At 63.8% G+C, this 16,172-nt stretch carries 15 protein-coding genes; 10 read left to right on the top strand and 5 right to left on the bottom strand.

Going from position 1 to position 16,172, the window contains the following annotated elements; genetic code table 11:
- The first annotated feature begins 56 nt into the window (after positions 1-56).
- The 5 genes from DN611_RS06980 to DN611_RS06960 all read left to right on the top strand — a co-directional run bounded on the left by DN611_RS06980 (position 57) and on the right by DN611_RS06960 (position 5,262).
- Positions 57-1,682 carry an ABC-F family ATP-binding cassette domain-containing protein gene (locus tag DN611_RS06980; protein WP_119310961.1) on the top strand — a complete coding sequence of 542 codons (1,626 nt, stop codon included), beginning with the start codon at positions 57-59 and terminating at the stop codon, positions 1,680-1,682.
- A 79-nt stretch (positions 1,683-1,761) separates the two neighbouring features.
- The gene (locus DN611_RS06975) at positions 1,762-2,940 is read left to right on the top strand and encodes a hypothetical protein (RefSeq protein WP_025544769.1); all 1,179 of its coding nucleotides are present in this window, start codon (positions 1,762-1,764) and stop codon (positions 2,938-2,940) included.
- A gap of 108 nt (positions 2,941-3,048) precedes the next feature.
- Complete coding sequence (locus tag DN611_RS06970; protein WP_021750639.1) at positions 3,049-3,564, top strand: RNA polymerase sigma factor; 516 nt, start codon at positions 3,049-3,051, stop codon at positions 3,562-3,564.
- Positions 3,561-4,217, top strand: coding sequence for a DUF4367 domain-containing protein (locus DN611_RS06965; RefSeq protein WP_119310960.1), 657 nt, complete (start codon positions 3,561-3,563; stop codon positions 4,215-4,217). Before DN611_RS06970 ends, DN611_RS06965 begins: the two co-directional genes overlap by 4 nt.
- A gap of 19 nt (positions 4,218-4,236) precedes the next feature.
- Entirely contained in the window at positions 4,237-5,262 is a 1,026-nt protein-coding gene (locus tag DN611_RS06960) for a hypothetical protein (protein WP_025545279.1), read from the top strand.
- A gap of 41 nt (positions 5,263-5,303) precedes the next feature.
- Here the strand turns inward: DN611_RS06960 and dapA are convergent, their stop codons facing one another.
- On the bottom strand, positions 5,304-6,197 hold the full coding sequence (dapA, locus tag DN611_RS06955) for a 4-hydroxy-tetrahydrodipicolinate synthase (RefSeq protein WP_119310959.1): 894 nt from the start codon (positions 6,195-6,197) through the stop codon (positions 5,304-5,306).
- Here dapA and DN611_RS16455 point away from each other — a divergent pair.
- Positions 6,197-6,394, top strand: coding sequence for a hypothetical protein (locus DN611_RS16455; RefSeq protein WP_145985070.1), 198 nt, complete (start codon positions 6,197-6,199; stop codon positions 6,392-6,394). The two genes, dapA and DN611_RS16455, sit on opposite strands and share 1 nt — an antisense overlap.
- A 7-nt stretch (positions 6,395-6,401) precedes the next feature.
- On the opposite strand, the gene asd is transcribed toward DN611_RS16455, so the two are convergent.
- Complete coding sequence (gene asd / locus DN611_RS06950) at positions 6,402-7,487, bottom strand: aspartate-semialdehyde dehydrogenase (RefSeq protein WP_021750225.1); 1,086 nt, start codon at positions 7,485-7,487, stop codon at positions 6,402-6,404.
- Positions 7,488-7,680: 193 nt separating this feature from the next.
- Between asd and DN611_RS06945 the strand changes: the two genes are divergently transcribed.
- The 4 genes from DN611_RS06945 (at position 7,681) to DN611_RS06930 (ending at position 12,494) form a co-directional block, all read left to right on the top strand.
- Positions 7,681-9,063: a SpoIID/LytB domain-containing protein gene (locus DN611_RS06945; protein WP_021750224.1), complete on the top strand. Its 1,383-nt coding sequence runs from the start codon at positions 7,681-7,683 to the stop codon at positions 9,061-9,063.
- A 15-nt stretch (positions 9,064-9,078) separates the two neighbouring features.
- Positions 9,079-10,104 carry a tRNA preQ1(34) S-adenosylmethionine ribosyltransferase-isomerase QueA gene (gene queA, locus DN611_RS06940; protein WP_119310958.1) on the top strand — a complete coding sequence of 342 codons (1,026 nt, stop codon included), beginning with the start codon at positions 9,079-9,081 and terminating at the stop codon, positions 10,102-10,104.
- 51 nt (positions 10,105-10,155) lie between these two features.
- Entirely contained in the window at positions 10,156-11,859 is a 1,704-nt protein-coding gene (gene recN / locus DN611_RS06935) for a DNA repair protein RecN (RefSeq protein ID WP_119310957.1), read from the top strand.
- Positions 11,860-11,990: 131 nt separating this feature from the next.
- Positions 11,991-12,494 (top strand): amidase domain-containing protein, encoded by a 504-nt coding sequence (locus DN611_RS06930; RefSeq protein WP_021751804.1) that lies wholly within the window; start codon positions 11,991-11,993, stop codon positions 12,492-12,494.
- Positions 12,495-12,546: 52 nt separating this feature from the next.
- Here the strand turns inward: DN611_RS06930 and DN611_RS06925 are convergent, their stop codons facing one another.
- The 3 genes from DN611_RS06925 to DN611_RS06915 form a co-directional block, all read right to left on the bottom strand.
- Positions 12,547-13,569, bottom strand: coding sequence for a tyrosine recombinase XerC (locus DN611_RS06925; RefSeq protein WP_119310956.1), 1,023 nt, complete (start codon positions 13,567-13,569; stop codon positions 12,547-12,549).
- 431 nt (positions 13,570-14,000) lie between these two features.
- Positions 14,001-15,377, bottom strand: a complete 1,377-nt coding sequence (gene radA, locus DN611_RS06920; protein ID WP_119310955.1) for a DNA repair protein RadA — start codon at positions 15,375-15,377, stop codon at positions 14,001-14,003.
- Between the two features lie 51 nt (positions 15,378-15,428).
- Positions 15,429-16,151, bottom strand: a complete 723-nt coding sequence (locus tag DN611_RS06915; RefSeq protein ID WP_119310954.1) for an N-acetylmuramoyl-L-alanine amidase — start codon at positions 16,149-16,151, stop codon at positions 15,429-15,431.
- Positions 16,152-16,172 lie beyond the last annotated feature (21 nt).

Genomic DNA, 16,172 nt, shown 5'->3' with positions numbered 1-16,172 from the left:
GGAAAACGCGCCTACTGCCGCGATGAAATACGCAGATATGAAAAAGGATACAAGCTATGATCACAGTCAATGACGTCAGTCTCAATTTCAGCGGACAGACCCTGTTCAAGCACGTGGACCTGAAGTTCACCCCCGGCAACTGCTACGGCATCATCGGCGCCAACGGCGCGGGAAAGACCACCTTCCTGCGGATCCTCTCCGGGGATCTGGAGCCTACCACCGGCGAGGTGGTGATCTCCAAGGATCAGCGGATGAGCGTTTTGAAGCAGGACCACTTCCAGTACGACCAGTACACGGTGCTGGACACGGTCATCATGGGCAACCAGCGGCTCTACGATATCATGAAGGAGAAGGACGCCCTCTACGCCAAGGAGGACTTCACCGACGCCGACGGCGTGAAGGCCAGCGAGCTGGAGGCGGAGTTTGCCGACATGGACGGCTGGGAGGCTGAGAGCGACGTGAGCCGCCTGATCCAGGGCCTGGGATTGTCCGAGGACATTCTGTACAGCGAGATGAGCACGCTGACCGCCAAGGAGAAGGTGAAGGTGCTGCTGGCCCAGGCCCTCTTCGGCAAGCCGGACATCATCCTGCTGGACGAGCCCACCAACCACCTGGACATCCACGCCGTGGAGTGGCTGGAGGACTTCATTCTGGAGTGCGAGAGCCTTATTATCGTGGTGAGCCACGACCGCCACTTCCTGAATACTGTGTGCACCAATATCGTGGACGTGGACTACGGCGGGATCAAGATGTATGTGGGCAACTACGAGTTCTGGTACGAGTCCAGCCAGATGATGCAGCGGCTGATCCGGGACCAGAACAAGAAGAAGGAAGAGAAGATCAAGGAGCTCCAGGAGTTCGTCTCCCGCTTCTCTGCCAACAAGTCCAAGAGCAAGCAGGCCACCGCCCGCCGGAAGCTGCTGGACAAGCTGACGGTGGAGGAGATGCCCGCCTCCTCCCGGCGCTATCCCTTCGTGGGCTTCAAGATGGACCGGGAGCCGGGCAAGGAGATTCTGGCGGTGGAGGGCCTTACCAAGACCGTAGACGGCCGGAAGGTGCTGGACAACGTCAGCTTCCGGGTGAACAAGGGCGACAAGATCGCTTTCGTGGGGGAGGACGAGATCGCCACCACCACGCTGTTCAAGATCTTGATGGAGGAGCTGGAGCCGGATGCGGGCACCTTCAAGTGGGGCACCACCATTACCACCAGCTACTTTCCCCTGGACAACTCCGCCTTCTTCAACGACTGCGACCTGAATCTGGTGGACTGGCTGGGCCAGTACACCGCCGACAACGCGGAGGAGGGCACCGAGTCCTTCAAGCGGTCCTTTCTGGGGCGGATGCTGTTCTCCGGCGACGACGTGTACAAGCCCGTCAAGGTCCTCTCCGGCGGCGAGAAGGTCCGGTGCATGTTGTCCCGGATGATGCTGTTCGGTTCCAATGCCCTGGTGCTGGACCAGCCCACCAACCACCTGGACCTGGAGTCCATCACCGCCGTCAACAACGGTCTGATCGACTTCAAGGGCGTGGTCCTCTTCGCCAGCCACGACCATGAGTTTGTCCAGACCATCGCCAACCGGGTCATGGAGTTCGTGGACGGGAAGCTCATCGACAAGATGTGTACCTACGATGCGTATATCGCCGGGGCCCGGGAGGAGATGCTTGCCCGGCTGAACGGCTGAGCTGTTACTGGATTGTAGTTGACATCAGGCAAAACCACCCTGTAAACTGTTTGCAAAACAGCTTGCGGGGTGGTTTTTCATGGACAAACGGCGGATTTTTGGCGTGTTGGCACTGGCAGTTATCACGGCGGTCACAGCGGGGGTGGCGTCCCCCCAAATGGCGGCACAGCGGCAGGAGACGGCGGAGTACCAAGCGCCTCTGGAGGCCGCACCGGTAGCCCAGGTGGAGGGAGAGACCCTGTCCCCCAACGGGCGGTTCCAGGTCCGGACAGCGGGAAAGAGTGAGATGTATGTCAGCGGATACGTGGTGCCGGAATTCCTGCAGATCGTGGACACGGAGACCGGTGAACTTCTCTGGCAGGACCAAGGGGCGCTCTGGCAGTCGGCGCGGTGGTCTCCGGCAAATAATCTGGTGGCTATCGCCTATGGCGGCCGGACCTGGACCCAGGTGAAGGTCATCTCCACCGCCTGCTGGATCAGCTGGGACTTCACCCTGCCGGACGGCAGCCCCATCCCGGAGTACGAATTTCTCCCGGAGGACTGGGGCACATGGCCGGACATGGACACCCTGTTGCTGACGGTCGGCCGGGGTGGGGACGCAGGGGAGCCCCACACCTACCGCTGCACCGTGCGTATGAACCAGGACGGAACGCTGTCTGGCTCCGCTTTGGAACAGACCACAGAGGTACTGTCGGAGGACTACGACTTCGACCACGACGGCATGCCGGAGACCACGGAGCTGGTGACGGTGCTCACCCCGGAGACAGATTACTATCCCGCTTGGTATATCCTGCAGGTCATCCGGCAGGACGGCGTGGAGTTGTGGTCCGCCGGAGCCCATCCGTCCCATGCCGGCTGGACCAGCGTATTTGCCTGCAAGATCGATGGCGAGGACTACCTGCTGCAATACGAGCCGGAGATGTACCAGGGCTGGGCGGAATACGCCTATGAATTGTGGGCCTTTGATGGGAACGGGCAGGCATACACATCGGACAACAGGTCGGTAACCTTTGACATCAACTTTGGCCGGGAGGAACACCAGTTTGACCCGGAGGCCATCGCCGGGTTTTTCTGGGAGCTGCGAGGTCTCCTCCAGGACAGCATCCTTTTGGCCAGCACGGAAAACGGGGAGTTCCAGACTGGTATTCCGGGGCTGGAGCTGCAGAATTATATATTCAGCGATCTGCTGTCCCTGGACAGCCTGGAGGCCATGGAGGCCTCGGTCCGGCAGCAGGAGGCGGAGCTGGGCGCTGCATAGCAGAACAGGCGGGAGTACTCCCGCCTGTTTTCATGAATTTTCAAATCCGGCCGTCAGATTTGCGCCCGCTCCAGCGTCATAGAGAGCAGAGGGACAGGAGGGAACGCCATGCTGGAATATCTGGCAACCATGGAGACAGCGGATGATCGGACCAGGTTTGAATCGCTGTACCTGGCCTACCGGGGCCTCATGTACCATGTGGCCTATCACATCCTGAAAAATCCACAAGACGCAGAGGACGCGGTGCACCAGTCCTTCGTGAAGCTGGCGGAGCACATGGCGACTATCCCCGACGGCCCCTGTCCCCGGACGCGGAATCTGGTGGTGACGGTGGCGGAGCGGAAGGCCATCGACCTATATCGCTCCCGCCAGCGCCATCCGGAGACGGAGCTGGATGAACAGACCGTCTGGTCCGCACCGCCGGAGGGCGGCGGTCTGGCCGATGCCATGGCATCCCTGCCGCCCCGGTACCGGGAGGTGCTTCTGCTAAAATACTACAACGGCTATTCCGCCCGGGAGATCGCGGGATTTCTCTCCGCCACCCCTGATGCCGTGACCCAGACCTTGCACCGGGCCCGGAAGAAGCTGGCGGAAATTCTGGATGAGAGGGGGGAGACGCCATGATGATCTCAGAGGAGGCCCTGTACGCGGCGGCGCCGGAGGCGGCGGAGAAATTCCTCTCCGCTCTGCCGGACCGGGAGGACTGCGTCCATGACTTCTCCCCGGACTTCGAGGCCCGGATGGCGACGCTGCTCCGCCGTCAGCGGAGACGGCGGCACTGGCGGGCCCTGCTGGCGGCGGCCGCCGTGCTGGGCGCCCTGGCGGCGGGACTCTCCGTGGGGGCGGGGGACCGGACGGACTGCCAGATCTACTGGTCCCAGACGGACGGGGAACTGCGGTACGTTATCCGCCTGGAGCACGCCACCACCCGGCCTTTCCAGGACGCCCAACTGCGCTGTGTGCCGGAGGGCTTCATCCTGGTCCGCAGCAGCACCAGTGAGATCCGCGGGGAGCGAAGTCTGGCGTACCGAAGGGGGGAGGATGCCTCCTTCACCCTGATGCAGACCCAGGGAGAGGACCTGGTGGGTTCCAAGGGGACCGCCTGCCAGGGCTCTGAGGTGGAGGTCAACGGCCGCCTGGGCCTGCTGGTGGAAGAGGAGACGGACAGCACAGAAAAAGACCTGCTGTGGACGGACGGGCCCTACATCTTCGCCCTCCATGGGAAGGGCCTGTCCGCCGAAGAGCTGCTGGAGATTGCCAGGAATGTGACCTGGTGACAGGAAAGGAAGGAATCTGATGAAACGCAATTACATTCCCTTTATCGCGGGCATGAGCACCATGCTGCTGTTGGTAGGGCTGGTGGGGGCCTCCCTGGCGGGGGAGACCAGGCCGCCTGCTGTCCCTCAGAGCGGGACGCTGAACGGACAGGTGGCCTACGGCGAGGCGGGTGTGGCTCTGTTCGGCAAGGAACAGGTACCTGCCGGCGCTGCCTGGACTACGGAGGACGGAGCGCAGATCCCCACTGTGCTGACCTACACTGATGAAAACGGGGAGGACCACTACTTCATCAGCGCCGAGACCGCGGCGGAGGTGCTGGACATGGTCTACGGCGCGGTGTACCGGGAGGACCTGAACTGCATTGATTTCGGCACTGAGGCGGCCGTAGATGCGGAGGGCAATCCCCGTCTGGACGGGAACGGCCAGCCCATCTACTGGACGGGGGCTGAGTTCTTCTCCAGAAGGACCACGCAGAACGAAGACGGCACGGAGCGCATCGTCGCCATCGGCGACCAGAAGGCGGAGATTCAGGTGGGGGACGGCACCTCCGTCATCGTCGGACACGGGCTGGAAGAGGACTCGCCCATCCGGGAGGAACTCATCCAGCGGCAGATGGAGACACCCACCGTGCCGGAGTATGGCGTCAGCTGCGGGGTGTTCACCGAGGTGGACCCGGCGGTGCTGGATCCAGCCGCCTATCTGGGGCGGTTCGTGGACGGCGTGGCCCTCCAGGGGGCGGATCTGACGTACACCTTCCACTTCATGCCGGAGCTGCCCTATGCCGCCCTGGTGATCGAGAACCAGGGGGACCAGGACATCCTGGTGCGTGTCTTCCGCCCCTGGACCGTGGGCCATATCAACCAGGAGCTGTTCTCCATGGTTCGCATCCCCGCCGGGGAGACGCTGGTCCGGGCTTTCCAGGTCCAGGAAGGGGAGAGCGCCGACCTGCGGAACAAGCTGACGGTGGAAATCACCGGCATCGGCGATGGAGAGGCCCAGGTGCGCCTGTCCTCGGAGCAGTACGGCGGCAGTACCCGGAAATAAACCGAACAGCAGCCGCCCGGCTTTCGCCGGGCGGCTGTGGCTTATACTCTGGAGGTCAGCCCGTGCTTTTCCAGGGCCGCCCTGATTTTCTCCAGCCCGGCCTCGGTGGGGTCGCACAACGGCAGGCGCAGGGGGCCCACGTCCCAGCCCAGCAGGTTCAGCGCCGTTTTGACGGGGATGGGGTTCACGTCGCAGAACATGGCGTCGCAGAAGTCCTTCAGCTCCAGCTGCAGCTTTCCGGCGGCGGCGAAGTCGTTCCGCAGGCACAGCTCCGTCAGCCGGTGCATCTCCGCCGGCAGGACGTTGGCCACTACGGAGATGACGCCCTTGCCGCCCAGCATACAGATGGCCGCTGTCTCGTCATCGTTGCCGGACCAGATGGAGAAGTCCTCGGGGCACAGGTTCCGGGTCTTCTGAATGTTGGAGAAATTGCCCCCCGCCTCCTTGACGCCGTTGATGTTGGGGTGCTTGGCAAGCTCCGCATACGTCTCCGGCGCGATGGTGACGCCGGTGCGGGAGGGTACGTCGTACAGGATCAGCGGCACATCCACGCCGTCGGCGATCACCTGGAAGTGGCGGATGAGCCCGGCTTGGCTGGCCTTGTTGTAGTAGGGCGTCACCAGCAGCAATCCGTCGGCCCCGGCCCGCTCCGCGTCCCGGGACAGGGCCAGGGCGTTCTCTGTGGAGTTGGAGCCGGTGCCGGCGATCACCGGCAGCCGCCCGTCCACGTGGTCCACACAGAACTCGATGGTCCGCATCCGCTCCCGGTAGCTCATGGTGCTGGCCTCGCCGGTGGTGCCGCAGACGATGATGGCGTCGGTGCCGTTTTTCATTTGAAAGTCCAGCAGCTTCCCCAGGGTGGGGAGATCCACGGTCTCTTTGGTAAAGGGCGTGACAATGGCCACACCGGACCCGGTGAAGAGAGGCTTTTTCAATGTACACACGCTCCTTTTCAGCTGGAAATGGGGAATTAGAAATTTTGGTGCCCGGTGGAGCTTGGAAATTTAAAATCGTTCCGCCTGCGGCGGAACACCTCCATTTCAAATTTCCAATTCCTAAATTTGATGCAGGTCTGAGGATAAAAGAGGCGGCCTGCCAACTCCGGCAAGCCGTCTCTTTTGTGGATGTATGAGATGGAATCAGTCCATGTATCCCTTGGCGCACAGCAGCTCCGCCAGGAGTACCGCGCCGCCCGCAGCGCCCCGCAGGGTGTTGTGGGAGAGGCACACGAACTTGTAGTCGTACTGGGTGTCCGGCCGCAGGCGGCCCACGGACACGGCCATGCCGTGCTCCAGGTTCCGGTCCAGCCGGGTCTGGGGCCGGTCAGGCTCCTCAAAGTAGTGGAGGAACTGCTTGGGGGCGGAGGGGAGCTCCAGCTCCTGGGGTACGCCCCGGAAGGCGGCCCAGTCGGCCTTGATCTGCTCCATGGAGGGGGCCTTGCCGTCCGCGAATTTCATAAACACCGCGGCCATGTGACCGTCCTGGCAGGCCACCCGGAAGCACTGGGCGGTGATGGAGGGGCCGTCGGCCCTGACGATCTTCCCGTCCTCCACGCGGCCCCACAGCTTCAACGGCTCCTGCTCGCTCTTCTCCTCCTCGCCGCCGATGTAGGGGATGCAGTTATCCACCATCTCCGGCCAGCGCTGGAAGGTCTTGCCGGCGCCGGAGATGGCCTGATAGGTGCAGACCAGGATTTTGTCCAGGCCGTACTTCTTCAGGGGGTGCAGGGCCGGGACGTAGCTCTGGAGCGAACAGTTGCTCTTCACGGCGATGAAGCCCCGGCGGGTGCCCAGGCGCTTGCGCTGGGCCTCGATCACCGCCAGATGGTCCGCGTTGATCTCCGGGACTACCATGGGTACATCGTCGGTCCACCGGTGGGCGGAGTTGTTGGAGACGATGGGACACTCCAGTCTCGCGTATTTCTCCTCCAGGGCCCGGATCTCCTCTTTCTTCATGTCCACGGCGCAGAAGCAGAAATCCACCATGGAGGCCAGCCGCTCCGCGTCCTGCTCCGCGTCCAGGACCACCAGATTTTTGGCCTCCTCCGGCATGGGGACGTCCAGGGCCCAGCGGCCCGCCACCGCCTCGGCGTAAGGTTTGCCGGCGCTGCGTGCGCTGGCGGCGATGGCCGTCAGCTGAAACCAGGGGTGATGCTCCATCAGCGTGATGAAGCGCTGGCCCACCATGCCGGTGCCGCCGATGATTCCGACTTTGTACTGTTTCATAGTATGTGCCTCCTGCTCCCATGTTGCGGCGGAAAAACGCGATGCCTTCCGTCGATTTTGGTTGAATATGGCGCCGGAATGTACTATAATGATCCATATTGATGTAGAAAGCCTGTACTTCCAGCGCGGACATTTGTACATATATTAGCATACTTCTGCGATTCCGTCAAGGTGCATGGCTTGGGGAGGTTCCATGAAAAAAGGCTTGTTCCTGCTGTCGCTGATTGTGACATTTTACGCCCTGGGTACTGTCAGCGCCTCCGCCGTCACCAATGATACGGTGAAGGTGGGGCTGCGGTACGGCTCCTCCGTCATGTCCTCCGCCAACCTGGAAAACGATGAGGGCAGCGGTTACGAGTTCGGGTACTTCGAGGACGACCGGACCTTCGTGTCCCTGGGTGAGACGGACGAGACCGCCATCACCATGGAGCCGGCAGGCCGGGACGGCATCCAGGTGACCATCACCGGCACAGACCGGGTCCTCTATGAGAGCAGGGAGGACACCCTGGCCGTGATGCCCCAGGGCCGGGACCCCGTCACCTGGTTCCGGGGGAACCGCTATCGGGGCGGGTTCGAGTACACCGTCAGCGGCGGCGGGCTGCAGGTGGTGAACGTGGTGGACCTGGAGGACTATGTGAAGGGCGTTCTGCCCTCTGAAATGCCGGGGAACTGGGAGCTGGAGGCCTTGAAGGCCCAGGCCGTGTGCGCCCGGACCTTTGCCTGCCTCACCACCAAGCACCTGTCCGCCTACGGATTCGACGTGTGCAGCTCCACAGACTGCCAAGCGTACAGCGGCATCGGTGAGGCCACCTCCGCCACGGACCGGGCGGTGGAGGAGACGGAGGGGGAGTGCCTCTATTATGACGGCGAGCTGGCCCAGGCCTACTACCACTCCTCCGACGGCGGCGCCACCGAGGACGCGGAGAACGTCTGGGGCACCGACGTGCCCTATCTCCGGGGAAAGGAAGACCCCTACGAGGCGCAGATCTCCATTCCTGATTACAGGTGGACGGTCACCTATACCTGGGAGGAGCTGACCTGGGTGCTGCAGAACAGCGGCTACGACATCGGGGACGTGGTGGACGCCTATGTATCGGAAGTCACCGATCTGGGCAACGTGTATTCCGTGACCTTTGTGGACAGCCGGGGAAAGACCCTGGTCCGCACGGGGGACGACGCCCGGATGGCCTTTTACAGCACCACCCTGGGCAAGAACGTCCCCAGCCTGCGGTTCACCATCACCGGCGGCACCGGGGGCGGCAGCAGCTACGCGGTGAACAGCGCCTCCGGCACCCTGTCGGCTCTGGACGGTGCGTCCGTCATCTCCGGCAGCGGCACCGTCAGCCGCCTGGAGGGGGAGGACCACGCCGCCATCTCCGCCTCCGGAACGGCGGACCTCACCGGCGGCAGCTCCGGCGGGCGGGGCTCCGCCTCCCGGGGCGGCATCACCATCACCGGCACCGGAAACGGCCATAACGTGGGCATGAGCCAGTACGGCGCCAGGGCCATGGCGGAGCAGGGCCACGACTACATCGACATTTTGGAATTTTATTTCACCGGCATCCGTGTCCGGTAATGAGAAGGAAGCAACATGAAGACCAGTGATTTTTACTACGACCTGCCCCAGGAGCTGATCGCCCAGACCCCCATTGAGAAGCGGGACACCTCCCGCCTGATGACCCTGGATCGGGTGAGCGGCGCCACGGGACACCACCATTTCTACGACCTGCCGGACTACCTGAACCCCGGCGACTGCCTGATTTTGAACAACTCCCGGGTGCTGCCCGCCCGTCTGGTGGGACAGCGGCTGCCCGGCGGCGGCATCTGCGAGGTGCTGCTGCTGAACGACAGGGGAGACAAGGTGTGGGAGTGTCTGGTCCGCCCGGGCCGGAAGCTCCGCAAGGGCACCAGACTGTCCTTCGGCAACGGGGAGCTGACCGCCGAGATCGTGGAGCAGCTGGAGGAGGGCGGCCGCCTGATCCGCTTCGACTACGAGGGCATCTTTCTGGAGACGCTGGAGCGGCTGGGCAAGATGCCCCTGCCCCCCTACATCAAGGAGGAGCTCCAGGACCAGGAGCGGTATCAGACCGTGTACTCCAAGGTCCTGGGCAGCGCCGCCGCCCCCACGGCGGGGCTCCACTTCACCCCGGAGCTGCTGGAGAAGATCCGGGCCAAGGGCGTAAAGATCGGGTATGTGACGCTCCATGTGGGCCTGGGCACCTTCCGGCCCGTGAAGGAGGACACCATTGAGGACCACCCCATGCACAGCGAGTACTGCACCATCCCCCAGGAGACGGCGGACCTCATCAACGAGACCCGGAAGGGCGGGGGCCGGTGCATCTGCGTGGGCACCACCTCCTGCCGGACGCTGGAATCCTGGGCCGCCGAGGACGGACACATGGAGGCCAAGTCCGGCTGGACGAACATCTATATCTACCCCGGCTACCGATTCAAGGTGATGGACGGCCTGGTGACCAACTTCCACCTGCCGGAGAGCACCCTCATCATGCTGGTGTCCGCTTTCGCCGGGCGGGAGCATGTGCTGGCCGCCTATGAGGAGGCGGTGCGGGAGAAATACCGCTTCTTCTCCTTTGGCGACGCCATGTTCATCAGCTGATATTGCCGCGCCCGGCGGACCTGCCGGGCGCTTTTTCAGAGGAGGAGTCCCATGCTGGAGCTTCTGCACATTGAGAATATCGCGGTCATCCAGGAGGCGGACATCCAGTTCCGCCCCGGCTTCAACGCCCTCACCGGCGAAACCGGCGCCGGCAAGTCCATTGTCATCGACGCCATGGGCGCGGTACTGGGCGGGCGCACCTCCCGGGACCTGGTCCGCACCGGCGCGGACCGGGCCTTTGTCAGCGCCGAATTTTCCCAGGTGCCCGGTGATCTGGCCGGGTTGGCGGAGACCGGAGCTGCCCCGGACGAGGACGGCCACCTGCTGCTCCAGCGGGAGCTGACGGGGGACGGCAAGAACCTCTGCCGGGTCAACGGCCGCCCTGTCACCGTGGCCCAGCTGCGCAGGATCGGAGAAGAGCTGCTGAACATCCACGGCCAGCACGACGGCCAGCAGCTGCTGGACGAGGAGCAGCACCTGAGCTATCTGGACCGCTTTGGCCGGACGGAGGCACCCCTGGGGCGGTATCAGGCGGCCTATGAAGCCATGGCCGACTTACAGGCGAAGATTCGGGCCCTCCAGATGGACGAGGCGGAGAAGGCCCGGCGGATGGACAGCCTCCGCTTTCAGATCGACGAGCTGGAGCGGGCCCAGCTGGTACCCGGCGAGGAGGAGAGCCTCACAGAGCGGCGGGACCTGCTGCGGAACGGGGAGAAGTACCTCTCCGCCCTGTCGGGGGCGGACTACTGCCTGAACGGTGGGGAGGAGGGAGGCGGCGCCGTCTCCGCCCTCCGGGACGCGGAGGAGGCCCTTGCCGGTGTCCGCACGCTCTCCGGAGACATGGGGGAGCTGTACCAGCGCCTGGAACAGCTGCGGTGTGAAGCCTATGACCTTGCCGAGATCATTCGGGACAAGCGGGAGGCGTTCGACTTCTCCCCGGCGGAGCTGGACGCGGTGGAGAGCCGGTCCGACCTGCTGTACCGGCTGAAAAAGAAGTACGGCGCCACGGTGGAGGAGATGCTGGCCTACCTGGACAAGTGCCGCCGGGAGCTGGACGATATGGAGACGGCGGACGACACCCTGGCCCGGCTGGAACAGCAGCTGGAGAAGGCCCGGAAGGCCGTCCTGGCAGCGGGGGCGGAGCTGACCGCCGCCCGGAAAGAGGCCGCCGCCGTTCTGGAGCAGCGCATCCAGTCCGAGCTCCGGGACTTGGACATGCACAAGGTCCGGTTCGCCATCGACTTCGGGGAGAAGGAGCCGGGCCCCGACGGCTGTGACGCCGTCCGGTTTCTGATGTCTGCCAACGCCGGGGAGGACTTGAAGCCCATCGCCCGGATCGCCTCCGGCGGTGAGCTGGCCCGGATCATGCTGGCCCTGAAAAACGTGCTGGCGGAGCAGGAGTCCATCGGCACGCTGGTGTTCGACGAGGTGGACACCGGCGTCTCCGGCCGTGCGGCCCAGAAGGTGGCGGAGAAGCTGGCCCAGGTCAGCCGCCGCAAGCAGGTGCTGTGCGTGACCCACCTCCCGCAGCTGGCCGCCATGGCGGACACCCACTTCTCCGTGGAGAAGGGGGAGCGAGACGGCCGCACCTATACCCGTGTGGTGCTGCTGGACTGGGAGCAGCGGAAGGCGGAGCTGGCCCGGATCACCGGCGGCAGCCGCGTGACAGAGGCCCTGCTGGCAAGCGCCGGAGAGCTGCTGGACCAGGCGGAGCGCTATCGGAGCGAATTAGGAATGAGGAATCATGCGGAATGAGCAATTTCTGGGTCCGGCTTTGCCGGACCCATTCCAATTGTTCCGCCTGCAGCAGAACACATGAATTCCGAACTCCCAACTGACCAAACGTCCCTCTTTCGCATACAATGGCGGGAAGAGGAGGGGAGCCCATGCGCTTTTTTGCAGACTACGACCGCAGTGCCGCCGTGCTGTATGCCCACCAGTGGGCCTATGGCCGGAACCCGGCCTTTTACGACTACGAGAACGTGGGGGGAGACTGCACCAACTTCGCGTCTCAGTGTGTGTTCGCCGGCAGCGGTGTGATGAACTTCACCCCGGATTTCGGCTGGTACTACATCGACGCCAACCAGAAGTCCCCCTCCTGGACCGGGGTGCCCTATTTCTGGAATTTCATGACCAGGCAGGCGCCCTCCGTGGGGCCGGTGGCCCAGCCCTGCGCCCTGGAGGACCTGCAGCCCGGGGACCTGGTGCAGCTGAGCTTCAACGGCCAGGAGTTCCAGCATACGCCGGTGGTGGTGCGGGTGACGGCGCCCATCACCCTGGAGACGGTACTGATCGCCGCCCACAGCTACGACGCCGACAACCGGCCCCTGTCCACCTACACGTTCCAGGACATCCGGTTTCTGCACGTACTGGGCACCATCCGGCCTTAGGCAATCGTTTGCGCAAAATGAACAGGGAAAACCGGCTGGGAGGGAGCGCCTCTCAGCCGGTTTCCTTTTGCTTTTTCCTTGATTTTTTCACGTGTGACAAGGGATTTGCCTTTGCAGCTATCCGCAGGGATTCGTTGTCGATGTGGGTGTAGATTTCCGTGGTGTTCAAATGGTCGTGGCCCAGCACCTCCTGGACGGCCCGGACGTCCACGCCGTTCTGCAGCATCAGCGTGGCGGCGGTGTGCCGCAGCTTGTGGGAGCTGTACTCCGCCGGGTCGATGCCCGCCTGACCCAGCCGCTTTTTCACCATGGCGTGGACCGTGGAGCGGCTGATCCGCTCGTTCTGGGAGGAGAGGAAGAGGGCGTTTGCGTCCCGGCCGGTGATGGGCCGCCGCACTGCCAGATATTTGGCGATGGCGTCCTGGCAGGCGTCGTTCAGGTAGATGATCCGGACCTTGTTGCCCTTGCCAAGAACCCGCAGGGCATCCTCCTGGATGTCGGAGAGGTTCAGACCCACCAGTTCGCTGATCCGCAGCCCGCAGTTGAGGAACAACGTCAGGATACAGTAATCCCGCTCCTGATTTTTGCCGTCCACGGAGTCCAAGAGCTGGATGCTCTCGTCCAAGGTCAGGTATTTGGGCAGGGTTTTCTTCAATTTCGGAGAATCCATATCTTTGACAGGATTTTCACGAAGTAAGTGCATCTTATTGGTGAGGTAGTTGTAAAACGACCGGATCGTGGCGATCTTCCGGGCCCGGGACGCGGCGTTCAGGCCGTAGCCGGAATTCCGGCTGTTCTGGTGCTGGACCCGGTCCCGGCTGAGGTACGTCATGTAGCCGTAAATGTCCGTCAGGGTCACGGAGGCCACGAAGTCCAGATCCACGTCCATGATGTCGATCTCATCCAGAGACCGGTCACACAGGGACGGGTCCCGGGTCTGCTTGAGATAGCGGAAGAAATTCCGCAGGTCCAGAAAGTATTCGTCCACGGTCCGCTTGGAGTGGGCTTTGATGGTCTCGTGGTACGAGAGAAAGTCCCGCAGAATCTGCGGCGCTTCGGTGCGGTAATCAGCCATAACGGTGTCAACTTGCGGGCAGATACTCCGCGCAGCCGCCGGAGCGGCTGCTGGGGGGGGTAGGTCGTGCCGGGGGCCTGAAACGGGCCCCGGAGCGGTTTGGCTCTCCCCCAAATTGAACAAAATTTTTATTTTGTTCAATTTTCTGTCTCCCCGCAAAACCTCCTTCCCTGACAGGTCTTTTGAAAATTTCCCGGCCGGACCGCAGCCGCAGCGCCGGCGGCACACGCCGGAATGCGCGGCGCATCTCCGGACCGGACATAAAAACCGCCGCTTTCGGCAAAGCTAGTCCCAAATCCATGGAGATGGGATGATGTGTATGAGTTTGATTCCCTGTACCAGCCAATGTGTGTATCAGCAGGACGGCGTCTGCACGCTGGACAGCGCCGCCGCGGCGGGCCTCCCCGCCCTGGGCGGCGCCTGCGTCCACTTCATTCCGACGGACGAAGGGCGGCTCGGATCGCCTCACCGATATTCCGCACCGGGATCAGACGAAGCCCCGCAGGCGCGGCCAGCTCCCCGGTCCGGCGGGACGGAATCAGGCACTGGGTAAAGCCCAGCCGCCGGACCTCGCTGACCCGCTGGCCCAGCTGGCTGACGGACCGCAGCTCTCCGGTGAGGCCCACCTCCCCGATGGCCACCAAATCCGCCGGCACCGGCCGGTCCAGATAGCTGGAGGCCAGGGCGATCACCGCCGCCAGATCCGCGGCGGGCTCGTCCAGGCTCAAGCCGCCGATGATGTTCAGGTACGCGTCGCAGGCGGAGACCTTCAGGCCGCCCCGCTTCTCCAGCACCGCCAGCAGCATGGCGAAGCGGTTGTAGTCAAAGCCGTTGCTGGTGCGGCGGGGGTTGCCCGCCGGAGACGACACCGCCAGCGCCTGAATCTCCGCCAGCACCGGCCTTGCCCCCTCCATCACACAGGTGACGCAGGTCCCGGGGGCGTCCTCCGGCCGACCGGACAGCAGCATCTCTGACGGGTTCTCCACCTCCACGAGGCCGCTGTCCCGCATCTCGAAGACGCCGATCTCATTGGTGGCGCCGAAGCGGTTCTTGGCCGCCCGCAGGATGCGGTAGGCGGTGTGCTGGTCCCCCTCAAAGTACAGCACGCAGTCCACCATGTGCTCCAGAACCTTGGGGCCGGCGATGGACCCCTCCTTGTTCACATGGCCGATGACGAACACCGTGATCCCCTGCCCTTTGGCCAGCTGCATCAGGGCCATGGTGCAGTCCTTCACCTGGCTGACACTGCCCGCCGGGGACTCCAGCGCGTCATTGTACAGGGTCTGGATGGAGTCCACGATCAGCACGTCCGGCGCCTCCGCCGCCACGGACTCCAGCAGGTCCCCCAGGCTGGTCTCGGAGATCACGAACAGCCGTTCGCTCTGCACGTCCAGCCGCTTGGCCCGGAGCTTCAGCTGGTGCTCCGACTCCTCGCCGGATACATACAGGACCTTATTCTCCCGGCAGAGGCTCTCGCAGATCTGAAGCATCAGCGTGGACTTGCCGATTCCCGGCGCGCCGCCCACCAGCACCAGCGAGCCCTTGACGGCACCGCCGCCCAGGACCCGGTCCAGCTCTCCCATGCCAGTGGAGAACCGGATTTCCGCATCCGCCTCCAGCTCCGTCACCGGCCGGGCCCTGCGGACGGCCCCCCCTCCTGCCGGGCGGGAGGCCCCCTTCCCTGCCGCCCGGGCGGCCTGGGGCTGCTCCACGATGGTATTCCACGCCCCGCAGGCCGGGCACTTCCCCGCCCACTTGGGCGTCTCATTGCCGCACTCCGTGCAGTAGAACAGAGTCTTTGGCTTCATTGCAACCTCCCATGGAAAGAGAAAGGAACAAACTGTCTGATCTTTTCTCTTTCAACGCTTATCTGAATTCAGCACGCCCGCCGCGATGGCCGCCGCCAGCTTTGTCTGGTAGGCCGGGTCCTTCAGCTGTTCCGTCTCCGCGGCGTTGGAGAGAAATCCGCACTCCACCAGCACGCCGGGGGCGGTGATCTCCTTCATCAGGTACACCGAGGACGGCACCTGGGCGGCCTTCTTCTCATGTCCGGCGTTGACGGCGCCGTTCAGGGACTCCTGAATGGACGACGCCAGTTCCTCCGCCCCCTCCTGGCGGTTCCAGAACACCTGGGCCCCCCGGGTGGAGGGCGACGACGGCAGGCTGTTCTGGTGGATGCTCAACAGCACCGCGCCGGGCAGCTCATCCACCAGAGCCACCCGGTTGTGGAGGTCGGAGACCTTCTTCTCCCGCAGAGTGGCGCTGCCGGGGTCGTAAATGGCGGCGTCCCCCTCCCGGGTGACGGTGGTGGGCACCCCCGCAAAGGTCAGCAGGTCCCGGACCCGCCGGGCGATGGCGAGGTTCAGGCCGCTCTCCACCGTGCCGTCGGCGGCCACAGCGCCGCCGTCCTCCCCGCCGTGGCCGGCGTCCACCACCACAACGGGAGACGCGCCCTCCTCCCCCGGGGCGAACGCCGCCGTGAAGGCGGCGTTCCCATGCCACAGCACGGCGGAGAGCCCGGCGACAAAACAACACAGCAGCACAACATACGCCACATGGCGCTTTCGGATCAGAATAATCACAGGCGGCACCCCCTGGGGAAA

The sequence above is a fragment of the Oscillibacter sp. PEA192 genome, assembly GCF_003574015.1.
GTDB lineage: Bacteria > Bacillota > Clostridia > Oscillospirales > Oscillospiraceae > Oscillibacter > Oscillibacter welbionis.
Note: the sequence above shows the minus strand (reverse complement) of the source record. Positions and strands in the feature narration are given on the sequence as shown.

Coding starts and splice junctions, on each gene's coding strand:
- DN611_RS06980 (WP_119310961.1), top strand. CDS start 57: ATGATCACAGTCAATGACGTCAGTCTCAATTTCAGCGGACAGACCCTG.
- DN611_RS06975 (WP_025544769.1), top strand. CDS start 1,762: ATGGACAAACGGCGGATTTTTGGCGTGTTGGCACTGGCAGTTATCACG.
- DN611_RS06970 (WP_021750639.1), top strand. CDS start 3,049: ATGCTGGAATATCTGGCAACCATGGAGACAGCGGATGATCGGACCAGG.
- DN611_RS06965 (WP_119310960.1), top strand. CDS start 3,561: ATGATGATCTCAGAGGAGGCCCTGTACGCGGCGGCGCCGGAGGCGGCG.
- DN611_RS06960 (WP_025545279.1), top strand. CDS start 4,237: ATGAAACGCAATTACATTCCCTTTATCGCGGGCATGAGCACCATGCTG.
- DN611_RS16455 (WP_145985070.1), top strand. CDS start 6,197: ATGTACACACGCTCCTTTTCAGCTGGAAATGGGGAATTAGAAATTTTG.
- asd (WP_021750225.1), bottom strand. CDS start 7,487: ATGAAACAGTACAAAGTCGGAATCATCGGCGGCACCGGCATGGTGGGC.
- DN611_RS06945 (WP_021750224.1), top strand. CDS start 7,681: ATGAAAAAAGGCTTGTTCCTGCTGTCGCTGATTGTGACATTTTACGCC.
- queA (WP_119310958.1), top strand. CDS start 9,079: ATGAAGACCAGTGATTTTTACTACGACCTGCCCCAGGAGCTGATCGCC.
- recN (WP_119310957.1), top strand. CDS start 10,156: ATGCTGGAGCTTCTGCACATTGAGAATATCGCGGTCATCCAGGAGGCG.
- DN611_RS06930 (WP_021751804.1), top strand. CDS start 11,991: ATGCGCTTTTTTGCAGACTACGACCGCAGTGCCGCCGTGCTGTATGCC.
- DN611_RS06925 (WP_119310956.1), bottom strand. CDS start 13,569: ATGGCTGATTACCGCACCGAAGCGCCGCAGATTCTGCGGGACTTTCTC.
- radA (WP_119310955.1), bottom strand. CDS start 15,377: ATGAAGCCAAAGACTCTGTTCTACTGCACGGAGTGCGGCAATGAGACG.